The sequence below is a fragment of the Drancourtella sp. An57 genome (genome assembly GCF_002161525.1).
GTDB lineage: Bacteria > Bacillota > Clostridia > Lachnospirales > Lachnospiraceae > Sellimonas > Sellimonas catena.
Window position 1 is genome coordinate 14665 of record NZ_NFHY01000002.1, and the last position, 19713, is coordinate 34377.

Genomic DNA, 19713 nt, shown 5'->3' on the forward strand with positions numbered 1-19713 from the left:
TCAATCAAGTATATTTTCGGACTTCAACATAGGATCTTCCCTTCCGCGTCTCGGAAAGCACGCCCTCGTAACGGAATTTCCCCATTCCCCGCACCGAGATAATGTCTCCTTCCTTCAGGCGGTACCCGTTGCTCACAATCAGCCTGCCGTTTACAAACACCTTTTTCCCTTCAATCAGTCCGGAAAGTCTGCTTCTCGAGGAAGAAAATGCAAGTGCCAGAAGACTGTCCAGTCTTACAGACGCAACTGTCCCCCGTATTTCTTCAAAGGACGGCTCGTACTGAAACTCCTGCTGTGCCTCAATCTGTGCCATTACAGATGTGTGACGGATTCTGGTCAGATTTTCCGCAAGAAAGTCCGCCATGTTTTCCGATACAAATACAACCGCCTCCCGGTCTTCCACGAGAATGTCACCGATCTTGCATCTTTCAATTCCAAGATTCAGAATTGCTCCAAGATAGTCCCGGTGAGACAGTTCCTCCGAAAACTTCGGATTCAGCGGGCGGATACGAAGGATGGAAAACGGATAAAAAAACTCATAACAAAGAGCATCAGGTAGAAAAGCAACCATCTGACGCTCCGCTGCCGCATAGCCGCCAAAAGTCTCGTATCCGGAGTACAGCTCCTCCTTTGACAGCGTATGCAGAATATTCAGTTCATTCAGATTCAGAAAGTCACTGAACATCACAATCCCGCGCTGGTAGGCAGTGCGGGATAGGTCAATCAGTCTTTTCTGAAATATTAATTCTTCTCTTTCCATTCTCTGAAACCGGTTTCTTAGTATCTTTTGCTGATAGAAGACACATCAAAAGATGTGTTCAGAAGATCCTGAAGATCTCCGGAAATACCTACGTTTGTAGGAGTCAGCAGGAAGATGAAACTGGAAATCTTCTGAAGGTTTCCGTCAATGGCAAATGTCGCGCCTGATGTAAAATCAATGATACGCTGCGCAATCTCAAGATCAAGGCCTTCCAGATTCAGAATTACAGTACGTCCGCTCAAAAGTGTCTCTGTAATCTCTCTTGCGTCATCCACAGAGCTCGGCTTGATCACACATACTTCCATGCCTGTAGCCTGCGGTCTGCGGCCTGAACGTCTCATAGGTGTCACTTTGCTGTTCTGAGAAGATGTCTGTCTGGATTCGTAGTCTTCCTCTTCTTCTGCAGAGAAATTTTCTGTCTCTTCATTCGTCTTATCTCTTCCAAACAGTTTTCTTTTCGGTTTCTCTTCGTAGTCCTCTAAGTCATCTTCATCAAAGAAATCATCGTTCTCATAATCGTCGTCGTCATCACTTAATTTCATGATATTCAAAAACTTGTCTAATACACCCATTTTTTACACTCCTATCATCTTGTGTTCTTATCTAAAGCATAATTTCTTTTACCAAAGATTCCTGTACCGACACGGACCATTGTGGCACCTTCTTCAATCGCTACTTCATAATCATTGGTCATACCCATAGAAAGTACGCCCATATGGATATTATCAATGTTTTTGTCTGCAATGTCAACAGATAATTTCCGAAGCGCAGAAAAAAATTGTCGATTTTTCTCCGGGTCATCTGTATTCGGCGCAATCGTCATCAGGCCCTCTACAGTAACATTTTTGAACTCCGGAACTTTATCGATAAACCCCATGACATCTTCCGGCATGAGACCGAATTTTGTGTCCTCTTTTGCCATATTGACCTCCAGAAGGACCTTCGCTGTGACCTGCTTTTTCGCCGCTTCCCGGTCAATGGTCTCCAGCAGTCTGAGGGAATCCACCGAATGAATCAACTCGGCTTTGTCAACGATATATTTGACTTTATTTCTCTGCAGATGTCCGATCATGTGCCACCGGATATCGGACGGAAGTTCTTCGTATTTTTCCGTCAGTTCCTGTACTTTGTTTTCCCCGAACACACGGATTCCCGCATCGTATGCCTCCCGGATCATGGCAGCCGGTTTCGTTTTGCTGACCGCGATCAGTGTAACATCTTCTCTTTTACGTCCGCTTCTTTTGCAGGCATTTTGTATTTTTTCCTCTACAATCCCGAGATTTTCTGTAACAACTCCAGGCTCATAACATGTTTCCATCTCTTCTACTTCCTTTCTGCTTTTGCTATACAAGAATCTCATCATCCTGTACCGATTCCGCGTTCAGGACAATTCTGTCATAGTTGGACAGCTGATTGCTGCTTCCGTTTCCGGTAATATAGTAGTCCTCATTTTCAGCCGCGATATCAATGGAGGTAAAGACAGCATAACCGCTTCCGGCTTCATAGACCCCTGCCTGGCTGACTGTCTCAGACAGCGTTCTTGTATTATTGGAATCCTGCATCTGGATCACTGTGCCCTTTGGCAGATTTTCCGCTTCGATGCATGCCATATTTTTTTCTGTATCTGTATAGTAGACATCCGCCGCCCGGAAACTTGTTTCCCCGTCATTATAGACAAGCACGCCCTGCTCATCTGTCTCGCCGTTGCTCACAATATATTCTGTCGGAACCTCATAGCAGTCCTTTTCCACAACCGCGGATTTTGGAATTTTGAGTCCCTGTGCGTTTTCAATGAGAATCTCAATGTCCAGATAACGGTCGGATGCGTAGCGGATCATCGAACTGTCCAGTGTCAGGTATGCGTAATAGGTGTCCTTGTCCTTTTTTTCCATCTGAAGGCCCGCAATCATTTCTTCATCATCTTTTAGAAAACGGATGTTGACACTGCTGCGGTCCAGCAGAGACTCTGCCGTATCCGCATCCATTCTTACAACCAGATACCATTCTTCTCCTGTCACAATCTTGTACATGCTGTCTCCTTCACTGACTTTCCGGTTCTCATGCACCTCCGTCCTGGTATAGCTGCTTTTATCAAAATTCTTGTCTGTGACCTGGTCGGTTGTCATGCTCTCATAACCGTCTACCTCATAGACAAGAATTCCATCCCTCTCACTTGTACAGTTCTGATAGCTTCCTTCTTCCTGCTCTTCAAGAGCCGCCGTCATTCTGGAAGTTCTGGTCTGGTCTGTTTTCCGGTCAAGCAGATTCTGTATCGTACTTTTCAAGGAGTACGTCTCGGAAAAAGATGCCTCCCTGTAGTTGTTCGCAAATGTGCGGACCGAAGACAGAAGCTGTCTCTGCTCATCCTCTGTAAGCTGTGTTTCTCCTGTCTCTTCCTCCCTGTTGCTTAAATCCAGTTTCTTATCGGAAACAGCACAGACACTCTGACCTGCTGAAATCTTGGATTCCTCGGGCTGATAGAAATTCAGATAGCCGCTTTTCGACGCCTCCACGGTTTGCTCTGTCCGGACTGCAAATCCGGTATAGGATACATTCTTAATAATCGATCCCTGCCCTACTTCATAGTATGTCGTCGGCCGGTTGGTAACCGAAACCACCAACTCTACAATCACATAGATCAGGATAACGGCAAACAGAATGACTCCGATATTGATATTCCATTTTCTGCGGTATGACCTGATATCCGTAGTTTTCTTTCTGACTGCCAAATCATCTTCCTCCTAATTCCATTTCTTAAGCCTTGGTCCATTCCGGTAACAATAGAGATCCCCCTGCCGTACATTCCGCTTCTTCATCTCATCCAGCAGCATGTCTTTCAGCTTCCACCAGCTTGTATTCCAGTTGCAGAACACGGCATCCTTCTCCGGAATTCTGCTGAAAAACCGTTCGATCACCATATCCGGATCCAGCAGCCGGATAAACAGAATCAGGCGCTCCAGATACTCTTCCAGGGTGCAGATCTGAAACTCCCCGTTTTCATACTGCCCTGCAAGCTCTGTCCCTTTTGCCAGATAGAGAGAATGAATCTTGACGATATCATTACCAAGCACCGACAGAATTTTCGCTGTTTCCGCCGCATCCTCCCCGGTATCCCACGGAAGATTTAAAATCACATGGGTACAGATATCAAACGGATACTGTCTGATCCGCTGTACCGCATCGATATATTCCGCAAGGCCGTGTCCCCGTCTGACTTTTGCAAGGGAATGGTAGTTGACTGTCTGAAGTCCCAGTTCGATCGTGACCGCAATTCCCGTCTCCTGCATCCACTCATGCAAAAAAGCCAGGTAACGGCTGCTGATACAGTCCGGCCTGGTGGAAATCGATACTTCAACGATATCTTTCACCTTTTCCGCTTCCCTGATATAGGAGCAGAACGTCTCAAACGGAAAGTATGTATTTGTATAATTCTGAAAATATGCAATAAACTTCTCTGCGTGATATCGTCTTTGAATATATTCTTTTGTCTTTTCGAGCTGCACAGCAACCGGCACAGCCCCTTCCATGGCCTCAAACCCGGTGCCTTTTTCCGAACAGAACGTGCAACCGCTGCCGCCCTCTCTGTTCGGGCATGTCCCGGGAAGATTGACCGGAAGTTTATATACTTTTGCGTGATACTTGTCTTTCAGATACTGACTGTATGATCTGTATAACTGCTCTTCCATCGTCACTGTCCTTTTCTTCTCCTGTATATTCTTCTGTTTTCCGGTAATAATAAGGAAAGAATTCATAAAGGAGGATTATCATATATGAAATGGTTTGATAACATTGCACTGACACTGGTAATCGTAGGCGCCCTGAACTGGCTGCTGATCGGCGTATTCCGCTTTGATCTGGTCGCCTGGCTCTTCGGAAACCTGTCCATGCTGTCCCGTATCATCTATGCGCTGGTAGGTCTCTGCGGCCTATATCTGATCAGCCTGTTTGGACGGATACGTGGCTTTTCCGAAGATTAATTCTGCGTGCCTTCCAGAAGCGCATTCATATTCTGATAAAGGATATCTCTCGATCCGGCACCCATCACGATGGAGATGTATGGATGATCTGCCGAATTCCGGTCCAGAAGGATCAGGCAGTATCCTGCTTCTCCGGTCGTGCCGGTCTTGCCGCCCACTACAGTAACTCCGTCCGGAGCATTTACAATGCCTCTCGCATAATAGTTGGTCGGCTTCCACTCTTCTGTGCGGACACTTCCGTCCGCTTCTTTGATGGAAGCAGTATAGCTTTCCGCCTCGATGACTTTCATGAATTCCTCATTTTGAATACAGGTATTGAAAATCAGATACAGATCGTATGCTGTTGTATAATGATTATCATCATGCAGTCCGTGCGGATTGGTGAAATGCGTGTTAACCGCCATCAGCTCCTTCGCGCGGGCGTTCATTTCTTCCACAAAAGCTTCTTCCGACCCGGAAATATGTTCTGCGATCGCTGTCGCAGCATCGTTTCCTGAAGAAAGCAGCAGGCCGTAAAGCAGATCTTCCAGCGTCAACTGGTCTCCTTCCTGAAGTCCGCACAAAGACGCATCTGCAGGAAAACTGGATGCTGCCGCATTCTCTCCGACTGTCACGACATCAGAAAGATTCCCTTTTTCCAGCGCAAGAAGTGCTGTGAGAATCTTCGTCGTGCTGGCCGGATACAGCCGGTCGTGGATCTGATTGGAATAGAGCACATTTGCTCCGTTTAAGTCAAACAGTCCGGCAGCATGTACGTCTGTTGTGCCGCTGTACTGAATTTCATCCGTATTTTCGGAAGCCACACACAGACTGGTTGCCGCAAGCCCGTCTGCGGAAAATACCGAACCGCTGTAGTTCGCTTTTTCGTAGGATATCATCTCCGCATTCTTCTGCGCATGCTGCATGGAGACCGCATACACTCCGCCGCCTGCCGCCGCAATCAGAACCAGACAGATCCCTGCTGCGATCTGTCTCCTATGGTTCTTTTTCTGATTCTTCTTATCCCCGTGTCTGCGGCTGCGTTTCTGTCTGTTTTTCTCAATCCGTTCTCTTCTTTTTTGTGCTTCCTCTTCCCTGTAACTACTCATACATGAACCCCTTCATAGCATTTATACTGCTGTGTTATACTACTTATACATTTCTCTCCAGTCGAGATCTCCTCTGTCGATGGCCAGAATAATCAGTTCCGCCGTTGCAAGATTGGTCGCGACCGGAATGTTGTATGTGTCGCACAGACGGATCACATCATTGACATCCGGCTCATGCGGCTTCGGATTCGACGGATCCCGCAGGAAAATCAGGGCGTCGATCCCGTTCTGCGCGATCTGGGATCCCAGCTGCTGCTTCCCGCCAAGAGGTCCTGCCAGATATTTGTGTACATTCAGATTTGTAACTTCCTCGATCAGACGTCCTGTCGTTCCGGTTGCATACAGTTCATTTCTGCTTAGAATCCCTCTATAAGCAATACAGAAATTCTGCATCAGTGTCTTTTTTGAGTCGTGTGCAATGAGCCCAATATTCATGTTCCTCACTCCTTATTTATATTTTTTCTGCTGTAATCCAACATTTAATACCAGACCTATACCGATAAACATGCTGACAAGGGATGACATTCCGTAGCTGACAAACGGCAGCGGAATACCGGTATTCGGGAAGAGCCCTGTCGCCACACTGATATTAATGAAGCTCTGTATCCCGATCTGCGCGGCTACCCCGCAGCATATGATCCGGCCTCCTGTATCCGGTGCACGCATCCCTATTCTCATACATTGTATTACAATTAATAATAGCAGACCAATCACGATACAGCAACCCACAAAACCTAATTCTTCTCCTACAATTGCAAAGATAAAGTCGGTCTGCGGCTCCAGAATAAAGTTACCGTTCTTTACGGATGTTGTCGTATTATTGTTCAGGCCCTTTCCGGTCAGCCGGCCGGAACCGATGGCCATAATAGAGTTGTTCTGCTGATACGCCTCATCACTGCTGTATTTTTCGGGCTGCAGCCACGCAAGAATACGTGTCTCCTGATACCCCTGCAGAATATCGATATCCGAGTGGACAATGAGGCTCAAAAGGATCACTGCCGTCGGAACTGTAATCAGAAGAAATATTCCGATAAATTTGTAGCCCAGGCCTCCCACATACATCATAACGCAGAATACCAGAACAATCGAAATCGTCGTTGAAAGGTCCGGCTGCTTGTAGATCAGAAAGCATGGTGCCGCCATCAGAAGTACTGCCTTTATGATCGTAACCGGCTTTGTAATCTCATCTTCATGATTCATAATATATTTCGCAAAGAACAGAACAAGCAGGATCTTTGCAAGTTCGGACGGCTGAAACGTCGTAAATCCAAAGTCAATCCATCTTGTCGCGCCGTTTACGTCTCTTCCGAAGAAACGTACAGCCAGAAGCATCGCGATCGTCAGACCGTAAAGGATCCACTGCAGATTCAAAATCCATACATAATCAATCATGGATACAACGGCCAGTGCGATCAATCCGATGACCAGTCCGATGATCTGTCTTCCCTGAACAGACTGCTTAGCACTTCCGATTACCATGATGCCCAGACATGTCAGGGCAAGCACGGAAATCAGCAGCGAAAATTTAAAATCTTTTAAACGGTATGGTTTCGTAAATTTCAGTATCTTCAAAGCTTTTCTCCTGTCAGTGTAATGGTAATCCGGGAACGGGTGACTGAAACATCAAAGGTTTCCGGAGTTGTATCAATGTATTTTGATACCGTCAGAAACAGTTCTTTCTGGAACAGTTCACATACATTTGGGTTACAATCCATTCTGTCGGATACGAGAACCGTTCTGAGGCGGTCTTTTGCGATCCCGACAGACGCTTTTTTTTCCATTCCTTCAAATAATCCCATTTTCTGCCTCCTGCTTAATTCTTTTTGAACAGATGTGTGAGCCGGGAGAACAGTCCTCCCTTCTCATCCATATCCATGAGAGGAACTTCCTCCCCCGTAAGTCTTCGGCAGATATTCATATAGGCTTTCCCGGACGGGGAATCATCACCCGCAACAGGTTCACCCTGATTTGTCGCGATCACGACCTGTTCATCATCCGGGATGGCTCCAAGAAGATGGATCGGAAGAATCTCTGTCACATCTTCCACAGACATCATGTCTCCGCGCTTTACCATGTCAATCCGGATCCGGTTGATAATCAGTTCAAGATTCCGGATCTGTTTTGCTTCCAGAAGACCGATAATCCGGTCGGCATCGCGGATCGCGGATACTTCCGGCGTCGTTACGACAACAGCACGGTCGGCTCCTGCCACGGCATTTTCAAATCCCTGCTCAATCCCGGCCGGACAGTCCAGAAGTACATAATCATACTCTTCTCTCAGATCCGCGGTCAGCTTTTTCATCTGCTCCGGAGAGATGGCGGATTTATCCTTTGTCTGGGCAGACGGGAGCAGATAAAGCCCCTCATATCTTTTGTCGTGAATGGCAGCCTGCTTCAGTCTGCATTTCCCTTCGATCACGTCAACCAGATTGTAGACAATCCGGTTTTCCAGCCCCATTACAACATCCAGATTCCTAAGTCCCAGATCCGTGTCGATGACCAGCACTTTTTTCCCAAGCTTTGCAAGGCCGGCCCCTATATTCGCGGTCGTCGTCGTCTTCCCGACACCGCCTTTTCCTGATGTAATAACAATAACTTCACCCATGTTCCTTCCTCCTAAGACCAAACTTGATGGAAAGACAACAGACAGGAGAAATCCGCCCCTGCCATGCCGCCTTCTTTCTTTCGTAATTTCCGGTACATCATCAGTCTCCTGAAACAACCGTTCCAAGGGATGCTGCGTGTCCCGTCACGATTTCATCTTCTTCATCCAGCCCGTAATAGTAGCGGATAATATCACGCCCTATTTCAGAAGGATACGTAGAATTATAACCATTTGCGATACGGATCGCAAACGCAACGTTGGTGTCCTGTCCTGATGTAAATCCAACGAACAGGCCGTGGTTCGGATGTGTCGTACTCTGCTGTGCTGTACCTGTCTTTCCGTACAGCTCAAAGTCTCCGAGACTATTGAATGTGGAAGTGTTGGTAACCATTCTGCGCATTCCATTGTGAACTGCTGTCCATGTGGAATTCGCAATTCCTTCCACCTCATTTCTGACACTTGGCTCATAATCTTTCACAAGATTTCCGTTGACATCCGTTGTTTTATCAAATAATGACAGATTATAGACGGTCCCCTCATTGGCAACTGCGCTGATATAACGTGCAAGCCCTGATGTTGTATAGTTGTTGGTTCCCTGTCCAATAGAAGAACGTACTACGTCACTGTCGGAAATCTGCGGCTGCGACTCCGTGATTTCCAGCCCGGTTGTGTCTCCAAGGCCGAATTCCTCCGCATATTTCTGCAGACGCTCAATTCCGTATGCATCATTGTATTCTCCGCCTGTTGTTCCAAGACGGTAGCCTACTTCGTAGAAGAAATCGTTACAGGAGTGCTGAATTGCGCTTACTACACTTAAGCTTCCATGAGAGCCCGGATAGATCCAGCACCGTGCGATCGGAGAAATCTTATCAAAAATTCCGGTACAGGAAATCGTAGTTCCTGTGCTGATTACTTCCTCGGTCAGACCTGCAATGGAAACAAGCGGTTTATATGTGGAACCAGGCGCCGTCCGTTCCTGTGTTGCTTTGTTGTAAAGCGGACTCGACGTCATGGAGTTCAGCTGTGCATAATAGTCGGAATCCATCGTATTTGCCAGACGATTGTTGTCATAACCCGGATAGGAAACCATGGCAAGCACCTGTCCGTTGCTCGGATCCGTAATCACGATGGATCCGGTACACGGCTCCAGTCCCAGTTCGCCGGGCGTAATCTCCAGACTTTCAATCTTGCTCCGGATAAAATTGTAAGCTGCTGTTGAACCGGAGCTTCTCAGCCGGTTGTACTGGGTTTCATCATATTTCAGAATATTCTGCTCATACAGGATACAGCAGACCTGGTTTCCTGAAATATCCCCGGATTTGATCATATACTCATAAATGATCTTTTCGAAATCGCCGTCATCTCCAAGCACCTCTCCTACATACTGTACGATCGCCTGGTAAATTTCGGAAGCGCTTGAATAGCTTGCGTCCCCTTCCAGATAATCGGTCAGCTTTGAGGTGTCGATCCAGTTCTGTGAAATCGCATAGTTCAGATACTCATTGACACCGATGGTCTCCTCTTCTTTCCATGCAAGATAGGTCTCGTCGCTTGTGTCAATTCTGTCCTCAACAAGGATTCCGGAATCATCTGTCAAAAGTGTGTCCACCACATAGTCCATGTAGGCTTTCATCCGGTCAGACAGATCCTGGTAGGCCGTCCCGTTTGCATTCTGCATTTCGGAAAGTACGGAACTGATCGCGTCTTCCTCTCTCCTGGAATAGGTCTCCAGAACCTCTTTTTCTGCAGTGCCCGCATCACTTTGGGTAAACTGGCTTGTATCAATGATCTCGTTCTTGAAAAATGCATTATAAACATCTCCCACCGGAATGACGATGGAGTCTGCATCGGTTACATTGCTTGTATCATAGTCAAGACGGTTGACCATCTTGGAAAGCAGAATCGCCGCAAGCTTCTCTTCGAGAATATTGTAGGCGGCAATCTGAAGATCCGCGTCAATTGACAGGTATACATCATTTCCTGCCTTTGCCTCTGTCACCTTCTCGGAATCGATGACCTTTCCGACATTGTTGACGTAGATTTTCGTCTCTCCTTTTTCTCCCTGAAGGGTGCTGTCCATTGCTTTTTCAATCCCGGCCTTTCCGACAATATCTGTCAGAGAGTAGGATTCCTGCTCTTCCTCGGAAAATGCATTGTACTCATCCTGGGAAATCTGTCCGGTATAGCCGATAATCGATGCAAAATATTTACTGTTGTTATACTGGCGGATGGAGCTCTCTTCGATGCTGACTCCTGTCAGCTCCTCCTGATTTTCCATTATTTCCGCCACTGTTGTATCACTGACATTTGTTGCAATTGTCGTTGCAATATATTTCCGGTATTTGTTCAGGCTGATCGCATACCGGATATTGACAAGCTTCAGAATATCCGATTTCTCGTAATCGTCCTCATTGATTCCGTATCCGTACGTCTCATCGGTGCACAGATAGTGGATAATATCTGCCGCTGTATAGTTTTTCTGTTTCTCGGACAGCTTGTCTATCGTAGCATACCCAAAAATGTCGGCAATAAACCGAAGACGCGCCGTGCCTTCCGTAGAAAACTCATACTCACCGCTGTCATTGAGGACAATACCGAAGCTGTTGATGATGGAGTCCCCGTTTTTCTCGATAATATCGATTACTCTGCGGACTGTCGCGTTCAGCTCCTTGTTTTTCTGCTTAGTCGTATCGTAATCCCCGTTATCTTCGATCGTTACCGAATAGGCAAGAACATTGTCCGCCAGAACTGTTCCGTTCCGGTCGAGAATCCGTCCTCTTGTGCCCTGTACTTCTCTTGTTTTCTGAATCTGGAGTTTGTAGTCGTTCAGATAGCTCTCGCCTCTTACAATCTGAAGATAGAACACTCTCTGCACCAGAATCGCGGACATCACGCAGAAGACAATACTCGCGATAAACATTCTGGACTTTACAAGCTTGATGACTGTTTCCTTTATGCGTTCCAAAATATTAAACAAACCTGCTTGCACTCCTTTTTTCTTCTTCTACAAGTTTACGGTTAATTCTTAAAATAAGCTGATATACAATCAAGGTGATAATGACTGTATAGAGCATCTCCGGAATGATAACATGCCCAAGATAGTAAAGAAAATGGAAATCACTCTGGAGCATGAACTGGAAAAAGTAGACCAGTATTCCATATACCAGCTCACTTCCCCCGATCAGAAGAAGCGGCAGTTTGATATTTTCATCATAGTAGAGCTTCTGGAAAAATCCATTGGCATATCCGATCACTGTGTATAATAAAATATAAAATCCAATATACTGTCCGAAGCTGATATCAAGCAGAAATCCGCTCAGCACTCCAACGAACATCCCCTCTTTCTTCCCCTGCATGAATCCAAAGGCTGCCGTCAGAATGATCAGAAGATTCGGCTTGATCGAAGCAAGCTCAAGATAGCTGAATATCGTTGTCTCCAGGAGGAAAAACACGATCACAAGAGCTGCCTCAATGACTTTGCGTTTTACAGCCAGCATGAGTTGTCTCCTTTCTATTCACCCGATGAATCGCTTTCCGTCTGATTTCCATTGTCGATCAGATCCTGTTTTGTCGTCGTAATGACAAGAACTTCCTGCAGCTTTTTGAAATCTACCGCAGGGATGATATATCCGGAACGGGTCAGATTGTTTGAATCCACGTTGACCTCGCTGACATATCCTATCAGAAGCCCCTGCAGATATTTACTGCTGATATTGGACGTTACAATCTGTTCTCCAACTGCAACTTCATTTTCATTATTTGCCAGCTGCTCAAACTGTACAACACCGTTGTTGATCAGCTTCAAATCTCCGCTGACAATACACTGGTCAAAGGTTGTCATGACCATGGCCGATATATTGACCTCATCGATAATCGAACGCACAGTAGAAGAATGCGCATTTACCTCTGTCACAATTCCGACAAGTCCGTTTCCGCTCAGGACATTCATATCTTCACGGATTCCGTCCTCGCTTCCTTTGTCGATCGTAAAGGAAGTAAACCAGTTGCTTCCGTCATTCGCGATCACTCTCGCTCCTACTTTCGGGTAGTCGGATGTATTCTGATCCATCTTGTATAAATCATAAAACCGCTCCAGCTCCACTGCTTTTTGCTGCAGCTGGTTATTTTCCGCTTTCAGATTTTCATTCTGTTCTTTCAGTGTTTCATTTTCTTTCTGTACACTTTTCAGTGTGGCAAAATTATCCGCCACATCGTTGACCCATGTCCCGATCACATTGATCCCTTTCTGCATCGGAACCACCGTATAATCTGCGATCGCCCGGAGCGGGCCGCTTTTGACATCTGCAAAAAAGGTCGCCGCCATGCACACAACGCAGGCAGCCACGATGATCAACAGCCAGTATTTACTTTCCAAACCTTTTTGATTTCTTGTCTTCATCTTATCTCATCCACCTATAATTTTCGTCTTTCATGGAATATGCCAGATCCTTCAGATCGTCCGACAATAGAATATCACGCACTCCCCGGATTGCGCTTAAATGGGGCTCTTTAACCGTATAAAACGGAATCCCCGTTTTTTCCTCCATATATCTGTCCAGACCTTTTGTACAGGCAATGCCTCCCGTCAGACAGATTCCCCGCTTTCTGATCGCCGCAAGCACATCCGGCGGAGCCTGTTCCAGCATCAGCGACACTGCTTCCCCGCAAGGCTTAAGGAACTCTTTCACAGCGGTTCTGACAATATAGTCCGGGATCTCCTTGATTCCGGGTCTTGACCGAACCAGGTCTCTCCCTGCAGCCATTACCGCGTGTCCCTGTTCTTCTCCAAACACGCTGCTCTGAATCCGCACAGCCTCTGCTGTCAGCCTGCCAATCACAAAATCCAGATGCCTCCTGACGAGAGTAATGATGGCTCTGTCTATGGAAGCCCCTCCGGTCTTTAACAGACGGTTCAGGACAATCCCGCCTCTGGACAGAACAGAAATATCCGTTGTCTCGCCTCCGATATTGACGATGGCCGCTCCGGTCTCCTGTTTGATATCAATCCCGGCTCCAATCGCATCTGCGACGCCCCGCTCCACGATGCGGACCTCTTTTGCCCTGGCCGAAGAATAGATCAGCAGATCAAAAAACGCTTTCTTTTCCATCTCTGTCACATCTGTCGGAACCGCAATCACATATTCTGTCCCTCTGGAGAAGAATCCCTCCTCTGTCTTCAATTCACTTTCCAACAGGTACTGCATCTCTCCGATTCTGGAAATCACACCTTCCTTCATCGGAAACTCGATTGTAATTTCCCCCGGCGCCTTTTCATACATTTCATAGGCACGGTCGCCTGTTGCAAAAATCTCTGTCTCATTCCGGACGGCTACCGCATTTTTTACGGTCCGGATCCGGTTTTCCTTTTTATCATAAATCTTTAACTGATACGTACCAAGATCCAGGCCATAAATACTCCTAGCCATCTTCGTCCCAGTCCCTTCTATTATTTATATCCACCCTTTTTCAGCAAGGCTCACATACGACCGGTCACCGATAATGATGTGGTCGATCAGCGTGATTCCGATCAGTTCTCCCGCTTTCGCGATCTTTTTCGTCACAAGGATATCTTCCCTGCTCGGCTCCGGATCACCGCTCGGATGATTATGCAAAAGTATAATCATCACCGCATCTTTCTGTAATGCTTCTATAAACAACTCTCTGGGAGAAATCACAGACATATTGACTGTCCCCTTGGAAATTCTTGTCTCACCCAGAAGCTTTGACTTTGTATTTAACATCAGCAGTTTCAGTTCTTCCTGTTTGAGGTGACGCATATCTTCCATATAATAGGAAGCGATCGTCTCCGGCCTGTCAAAACAGAGCGGCTCTTTTGCTTTCTCTTTCGCAATTCTTCTTGCAATCTCACAGAGGCAGAGAATCTGTACCGCCTTAACCTCCCCGATTCCCGGAATTTTCATCAATGCCTCTTTCGAGTAGGAAGGAAGCCTCGTAAGCCCGCCCTCTTTTCCGTCCGGGTAAAGCACTGCTTTTGCTGTCTCCAGCACATTGCCTCCTTTCGTACCGCTTCTTAAAAGTACGGCCAGAAGCTCAATATCGGTCAGGCTTTTTGCACCAAAACGTCCACATTTTTCATATGGACGTTCCTCTTTCAGTAACTCTTTCATTTTTTGATTCATACTCTTTTGTAAACTCTGATGATCGATTCAGTAGATTATAAGAAGCGATAAATAATGATAGAAAGAATCATGCCAACAATGCTGGCGATAGAAATATTCACACTCAGTCCCAAAGTGAGAACCAGAATCCCAAGTTCCAGTACAACCGGCTGCTGCAGGCCAAATGTCTGACCGTACGAAAGCCATCCAAGTCCGGGAATATCCTGTGCGAGCATCCCTATAAATCCGCCCAACACAATGCCTGCCAGAAGCATCAGGAAAAGTCCCCATCCATTTTTGCTTCCTGCTCCTTTCATCTGTAACCCTCCAAACTCTAGTGTTTTACAAACCGCTTTTATTCTAACACACTTCAAAAAAAGTGTATAGACTTTTTGTGCATTAAATTTTCCTTAAGAATCGACAACGTATTTTTTATGGGTAATCCTTTTTCCCTTCCATAAAATAAACCTCCAAACTGATAAGTCTATCTTACATCAGTTTGAAGGTTTACACAAACTTTGGGATACTCCCTAAACAAAGCGAAGATGCCGCTTGATCATCTAATCTGATGATTTTGCGACACCTTCATCAGCATTTTTTCTGAACTAGCTGTGCTCATTATTCCATACTTTTATAATAATCAATTACATTTACAAAAGGGATTACAATTTTTCCGTTATTAAAAATATTAGCCGTAAGTGTTTCTATTTTCCCTCTTGCAATCCCAATAATGGCCGCCGCTCCATTCACTGCTACAAGTTGCTTAAATTTCTTTTCACTAATGCTTCCCTCTGAAAGAAATGCTCCCTCCAGTGACAGTTCCATTATGAATTTATGCTTTTCTGATTGTTCAACTTCAATTTCAAAATCAATATTCATTATAGAAAAGATACCGTTATCATCCGTTTCAAAATATGGTTCATTTATTGTAAGTCCAAAACTTCTTTTTGCATCCTTTTCGATATCAACTATATCATTCTTAACAGTAAGATTTTTGATTGTTGCTCCAACCAGTTCTATACCTGGCGCAACTATGTTAAATTTCATTACGCAATCGCCTCCTTGTCAAAAGAATATGATGGTATCCATTCTCTTTTCACTTTTTTCTTCTCCGCTCTCTCAGAATCCCATTTGACAATCGAATAATCTGATTTCTCAAGTGGTTTTTCTAGTGCAATAGATAATTCTAAATGAAGCTTTTGACAAATATCATTTAATGCTTTCACTGTAAAATTATACTCTCTGCCTTCCCATTTAGAAACCATTCCTTGAGTCACGCCCATGTATTCTGCAAATTCCTTTTGGGTCATGTCCATTTCAAGTCTACATCTCTCGATCTGTGCAGAAATCTTTGCTAACTCAACAATCGTTTTCACTTCAGATTCTGACAATCCTTCCGAAATCCAATTTGTTTTTTTTGCATTTGCAAGTTTTTCCGCAATTCCCATTATTCTATCCTCCGATTCTATTCTCTCTCTAGCTATCAAGCCATTTTATCCTTTGCAAAGCGGTCTTAATCGCTCTTTGATAGTCTCCCGTGTTTTTTTCCAAAAATGCTGTTAATAGTATTACAGCTCCCTCTTCAATTATGTAAATTATTCTTACATTTTTCTTTGATTCGGGATGCCTGATACTGTATAATCTATCAACACCAGTTAGTTTTTCAAATTGTGGCAGATCAATCGCCCGTTCCTTTTCTTGTTCCAGCACTGCCAAATCTTGAATAAGCTTTTTTTGATATCTTTCCCATGGCGGAATATCTTTCCAAGGTTCATCAACTGCTTTTTTAAATTCCTTCTTTACGCTTGAAATAGCAAAGGTATTTTCAATTCCTTTTACGCATATTTTTTCTAACTCCACATTCAATTTCCCTCCTTTATCTATTTATAATATTACTTATAGGTAATAATTGCAATAGAAAATACTCTATTTCATCATATTCATTTCTATTCATCTCTAAGTATTATGCATTTAACCTTTTCTACACAGTACCGCTCGTTTTCGGACAATGTTGTATTGAGACAAATGATTGTACTATGAATCTACGGAGGAATCTTTATGATTACATACGATCCTTTTTTGAATATATACCCCCTCGATGACTAGAAGCCACCGCTTTGTGCGATGGCTTCTTCTCCTTTGTTCTTTTATGCAGGATTCCCCATTCTTATAATTATAAGGTGTTATGGCTGTTCATCATCAAAAACGACTCTTCCTGGAATTTCCGTTCTTCTTCCATTCTGAAATTCATCTTTCCACTCGGAAGTTCCAAAAGGTACATTCCAGGTCACTCGCTCCTCTTCTGCGCGCAGCTTACATGGAGGATCGAGTTTGTCTCCTCATCAACTACCAAAGCTTCAATCTCAGCAGAATGATCCAGCGGATACAAGAGAGGCTGGATATCCAGTTCCTCCGGTATCAGATTCTGACTGAAAACTTCTACCTCATCTTCCTTTTCGTAATGCAGCGTATACACGCCGCCGGAAACCGGACCGTTGGCACTGGATACAGGATAACTATCCAGCACCTCTATGGAATCCACCTTGTAATCTGCAAGCCTTTTCTCTGTATCAATGCCATATTCTCTGAGGAGATCACATGTCAGCTCAAAGAACGGATAGACAAACATGTTCGTAATACTTCCGTCTGAGGAAGATCTGATCCTTGTATATCCGCACGGCAGCTCTTCTCCAAGCTGTTCCATCTTAAGTTCTGAGACATCCTGCCGGTACGCGTCAAGGAGAGCTTCTTTCTGATCCCCGTGATCTGAAGGGCGGTTCCTCTTACGCTGTCTTCCCATGTAAAGCGGTCTTCTGATGCATCCTCAAGCTTTACTGCCGGATAGGCAATCTGCTTATATTCATCCGTCTCATATACTGATGCGAACATCTCCACCTGTTCTCTTGTCAGCGGATAAGAACGGGAACGGGTGCCGCCGTCCGGCATATAGTAGCAGACTTTTGCACGAGTGCAGGAACTGTCCGTCTCACAAAATTTAAAAAGTGCAAGTTTACGCGCTTTTTAGGGTTTTCCCAGTAATTTAGCTGTTTTTGACTCTTAGATTTTCCTTAAGAATCGACAACGTATTTACGGGGCCTGTGGTAGTTCAAATCTCTGCCTGAATAATATGACCAAAATTCATCTCGTCCTTAAAAAGATCGTATACATATTCTGAGCTTTCCAAATATAGCCCTGTTTCTTGATCCTGGAGTTTTTCAAAAACCTCAGAATTGTAAAATTTATTCATAGCCTCATCATACTCGATATTCTGATCTGTTGAAATCATATCGACGATATCTTGTATGATATATTCGATCAGCTGACTTTGCTCATTCATCTTAATCATCCACCTTTCGCAAAAGCCTGATGCTTTTTTCTGTATGAAAAGAGTATTGAGAAGATGTTTTCTTATAAATCATCCCTCGTATCAATGTGGAAAAATCAATGACTTCATTTTCATATTGTCGAAATAATAATGCCATATTATCATCTGCGACGGGACCAATGACAATATCATACTTATTATACAGGTGTGCCACCATAAATTCTGGATACTCTTATAGCCATTTTCTCTGCCTGTTCTTTTAGATCGGTCAAATAGAATCCCTTTCCGAAATCTTTATATGGTCTGCACATTGCCAGGTTGATACTGTCTATTTCAACATTGCTTCCATGATATAATTTCATAAGAGGCCTCCATTCCTTCGACAAAAAACTCCCAGATCTTCTAATATTGTTTCGAAATCCAGAGTATGCTCCACCTCATAATTTTCTTTAATAAAAGCAATCCCTTTAAAACGAAAAAGATAGCGGAATGCTTCTTGAACACTGAGATTATGGTGCCTGGCAAATTCATTTACACACGCCACTGTGAAACCGATCCTTTTTTTCTGTTCACTCATTTTGAACCTCCTGCTATATATAATATAGTCTTGAAACAGGTATTTGCGTTTGTTTTTAATTTCCACTTCCCTTAGTGTTAGTATACCACAGGCCTCCGCTTTATTCTAGCGTGAACTGCTCGGTCTAAAGTACTGAATTTAATCCTTACATTCTCCTTTCCATGTTTAAAAACTTCTCCCGCAAATAACAGTCATAAAACGAAATCTTATATAATGCAAACAGAAAAAATCAATTCATAACAGTACCTTTCCCTCCATTACATGTTATAATAATCCTTAGCTATAATCTGAACAAAGGAGTTATTGACATGAACACAGAAACCCGAAACGAAAAAATCAATACAATCCGGGAAAACATCGGAAAAGTCCTGGTTGGAAAGGAAAAGCTGACAGACCTGATTCTTACTGCCATTATCGCAGAAGGTCACATCCTTCTGGAAGACGTTCCTGGTTCCGGGAAAACGGTCATGGCGAAGTCTCTGGCCCGTTCTATCGACGCGGAATTCAGCAGAATTCAGTTCACACCGGATCTTCTTCCATCTGATGTAACCGGACTGAATTACTATAACCAGAAGGAGGGCGAATTTACATTCCGGAAAGGTCCTGTATTCTGCAACATTCTTCTGGCAGACGAAATCAACCGTGCGACACCAAGAACTCAGTCCGCACTTCTGGAATGTATGGAAGAGCGCCAGGTGACCGTGGACGGTGTCACTTATCCTCTTGACCACCCGTTTTTTGTTATTGCGACCCAGAATCCGGTCGAGACTTCCGGTACTTTTCCTCTTCCGGAAGCACAGCTGGACCGTTTCCTGATGCAGCTCTCCATGGGGCTTCCAAGTGTTCAGGAGGAATGTGCTATTATGGAGCGTTTCCTGACGTCCAGTCCTCTGACAGAACTTGGCTCCGTCTGTACGGCCGAAGAACTCATCGAGCTTCAGAAAGACTATCTGGATATCCGTATTCATCCGATGCTGATTGATTATATTGCCCGCATTGTCCATGCTACCCGGACTTCCGGCGACTGTCTGGCGGGAGTAAGTCCGCGTGGTACTCTGGCTCTTCTCCGTGCCGTCCGCGCCTATGCCATGGTGCAGGGCCGTTCCTACGTCGTTCCGGAAGATATCAAGACACTGACTGTTCCGGTTCTCGCACACCGCCTTGTCTTCCCGTCAGGCCATATTCTGGACCGGACAGCAGAACGGTTCCTGGAGGGCATTCTGGATCAGACCGAATTACCAACGGAAGAGTGGGGGAAATAA

Annotated in this window: 25 protein-coding genes; 2 read left to right on the forward strand and 23 right to left on the reverse strand. The window is 44.9% G+C overall.

Translation table 11 applies throughout. The annotated features are described in order from the left end of the window. Positions 1-4: 4 nt before the first annotated feature. From B5G11_RS01555 to B5G11_RS01575, 5 genes are read right to left on the reverse strand one after another with little or no spacing between them, the layout of a single operon-like run. Entirely contained in the window at positions 5-760 is a 756-nt protein-coding gene (locus B5G11_RS01555; RefSeq protein WP_087169363.1) for a YlmH/Sll1252 family protein, read from the reverse strand. A 17-nt stretch (positions 761-777) separates the two neighbouring features. Then, positions 778-1332, reverse strand: a complete 555-nt coding sequence (locus tag B5G11_RS01560; RefSeq protein ID WP_087251932.1) for a cell division protein SepF — start codon at positions 1330-1332, stop codon at positions 778-780. 14 nt (positions 1333-1346) lie between these two features. Beyond that, positions 1347-2078 carry a YggS family pyridoxal phosphate-dependent enzyme gene (locus tag B5G11_RS01565; protein WP_087252087.1) on the reverse strand — a complete coding sequence of 244 codons (732 nt, stop codon included), beginning with the start codon at positions 2076-2078 and terminating at the stop codon, positions 1347-1349. A gap of 25 nt (positions 2079-2103) precedes the next feature. Beyond that, a complete protein-coding gene (locus tag B5G11_RS01570) occupies positions 2104-3489 on the reverse strand; it encodes an HlyD family efflux transporter periplasmic adaptor subunit (RefSeq protein WP_087251933.1) in 1386 nt (461 codons plus the stop codon). Positions 3490-3501: 12 nt separating this feature from the next. Next, positions 3502-4446 carry a TIGR01212 family radical SAM protein gene (locus B5G11_RS01575; RefSeq protein ID WP_087252088.1) on the reverse strand — a complete coding sequence of 315 codons (945 nt, stop codon included), beginning with the start codon at positions 4444-4446 and terminating at the stop codon, positions 3502-3504. Between the two features lie 84 nt (positions 4447-4530). On the opposite strand from B5G11_RS01575, the gene B5G11_RS01580 reads away from it, so the two are divergent. Continuing rightward, positions 4531-4737: a DUF378 domain-containing protein gene (locus B5G11_RS01580; RefSeq protein WP_087169360.1), complete on the forward strand. Its 207-nt coding sequence runs from the start codon at positions 4531-4533 to the stop codon at positions 4735-4737. Here the strand turns inward: B5G11_RS01580 and B5G11_RS01585 are convergent. The 18 genes from B5G11_RS01585 to B5G11_RS01680 all read right to left on the reverse strand — a co-directional run bounded on the left by B5G11_RS01585 (position 4734) and on the right by B5G11_RS01680 (position 18451). Then, positions 4734-5825 (reverse strand): serine hydrolase, encoded by a 1092-nt coding sequence (locus B5G11_RS01585; protein ID WP_087251934.1) that lies wholly within the window; start codon positions 5823-5825, stop codon positions 4734-4736. The two genes, B5G11_RS01580 and B5G11_RS01585, sit on opposite strands and share 4 nt — an antisense overlap. A 39-nt stretch (positions 5826-5864) precedes the next feature. Then, positions 5865-6260 carry a methylglyoxal synthase gene (locus B5G11_RS01590; protein ID WP_087169359.1) on the reverse strand — a complete coding sequence of 132 codons (396 nt, stop codon included), beginning with the start codon at positions 6258-6260 and terminating at the stop codon, positions 5865-5867. 12 nt (positions 6261-6272) lie between these two features. Beyond that, the gene (locus B5G11_RS01595) at positions 6273-7397 is read right to left on the reverse strand and encodes an FtsW/RodA/SpoVE family cell cycle protein (protein ID WP_087251935.1); all 1125 of its coding nucleotides are present in this window, start codon (positions 7395-7397) and stop codon (positions 6273-6275) included. Continuing rightward, on the reverse strand, positions 7394-7624 hold the full coding sequence (locus B5G11_RS01600; RefSeq protein ID WP_087169357.1) for a cell division topological specificity factor MinE: 231 nt from the start codon (positions 7622-7624) through the stop codon (positions 7394-7396). Before B5G11_RS01600 ends, B5G11_RS01595 begins: the two co-directional genes overlap by 4 nt. Positions 7625-7638: 14 nt before the next feature. Beyond that, a complete protein-coding gene (gene minD, locus B5G11_RS01605; RefSeq protein WP_087251936.1) occupies positions 7639-8430 on the reverse strand; it encodes a septum site-determining protein MinD in 792 nt (263 codons plus the stop codon). A gap of 100 nt (positions 8431-8530) precedes the next feature. Next, positions 8531-11395, reverse strand: coding sequence for a penicillin-binding transpeptidase domain-containing protein (locus B5G11_RS01610; protein WP_343215454.1), 2865 nt, complete (start codon positions 11393-11395; stop codon positions 8531-8533). A gap of 4 nt (positions 11396-11399) precedes the next feature. After that, positions 11400-11927 (reverse strand): rod shape-determining protein MreD, encoded by a 528-nt coding sequence (gene mreD / locus B5G11_RS01615; RefSeq protein WP_087169355.1) that lies wholly within the window; start codon positions 11925-11927, stop codon positions 11400-11402. Positions 11928-11941: 14 nt separating this feature from the next. Next, entirely contained in the window at positions 11942-12829 is an 888-nt protein-coding gene (gene mreC, locus B5G11_RS01620) for a rod shape-determining protein MreC (RefSeq protein WP_087169354.1), read from the reverse strand. A gap of 1 nt (position 12830) precedes the next feature. Continuing rightward, a complete protein-coding gene (locus B5G11_RS01625; protein WP_087251937.1) occupies positions 12831-13856 on the reverse strand; it encodes a rod shape-determining protein in 1026 nt (341 codons plus the stop codon). Between the two features lie 24 nt (positions 13857-13880). Beyond that, positions 13881-14558, reverse strand: coding sequence for a DNA repair protein RadC (gene radC / locus B5G11_RS01630; RefSeq protein ID WP_330616933.1), 678 nt, complete (start codon positions 14556-14558; stop codon positions 13881-13883). A gap of 47 nt (positions 14559-14605) precedes the next feature. Continuing rightward, on the reverse strand, positions 14606-14866 hold the full coding sequence (locus tag B5G11_RS01635) for a DUF4321 domain-containing protein (protein WP_087251938.1): 261 nt from the start codon (positions 14864-14866) through the stop codon (positions 14606-14608). 301 nt (positions 14867-15167) lie between these two features. Continuing rightward, positions 15168-15596 carry a hypothetical protein gene (locus B5G11_RS01640; protein ID WP_087251939.1) on the reverse strand — a complete coding sequence of 143 codons (429 nt, stop codon included), beginning with the start codon at positions 15594-15596 and terminating at the stop codon, positions 15168-15170. Beyond that, positions 15596-15997: a helix-turn-helix transcriptional regulator gene (locus B5G11_RS01645; RefSeq protein ID WP_087251940.1), complete on the reverse strand. Its 402-nt coding sequence runs from the start codon at positions 15995-15997 to the stop codon at positions 15596-15598. The genes B5G11_RS01640 and B5G11_RS01645 overlap by 1 nt, the downstream gene beginning before the upstream one ends. 28 nt (positions 15998-16025) lie before the next feature. Next, positions 16026-16409, reverse strand: a complete 384-nt coding sequence (locus tag B5G11_RS01650) for a type II toxin-antitoxin system RelE/ParE family toxin (protein WP_158099179.1) — start codon at positions 16407-16409, stop codon at positions 16026-16028. Positions 16410-16836: 427 nt separating this feature from the next. Then, positions 16837-17349, reverse strand: coding sequence for a hypothetical protein (locus B5G11_RS01655; protein WP_144289657.1), 513 nt, complete (start codon positions 17347-17349; stop codon positions 16837-16839). Positions 17350-17655: 306 nt separating this feature from the next. After that, positions 17656-17886: a hypothetical protein gene (locus tag B5G11_RS01665; RefSeq protein ID WP_087251944.1), complete on the reverse strand. Its 231-nt coding sequence runs from the start codon at positions 17884-17886 to the stop codon at positions 17656-17658. 185 nt (positions 17887-18071) lie between these two features. Continuing rightward, positions 18072-18236, reverse strand: coding sequence for a DUF3990 domain-containing protein (locus tag B5G11_RS16855; protein WP_087251946.1), 165 nt, complete (start codon positions 18234-18236; stop codon positions 18072-18074). Then, entirely contained in the window at positions 18233-18451 is a 219-nt protein-coding gene (locus tag B5G11_RS01680; RefSeq protein ID WP_087251947.1) for a DUF3791 domain-containing protein, read from the reverse strand. The genes B5G11_RS16855 and B5G11_RS01680 overlap by 4 nt, the downstream gene beginning before the upstream one ends. A gap of 308 nt (positions 18452-18759) precedes the next feature. Between B5G11_RS01680 and B5G11_RS01685 the strand changes: the two genes are divergently transcribed. After that, complete coding sequence (locus B5G11_RS01685) at positions 18760-19713, forward strand: MoxR family ATPase (protein ID WP_087251948.1); 954 nt, start codon at positions 18760-18762, stop codon at positions 19711-19713.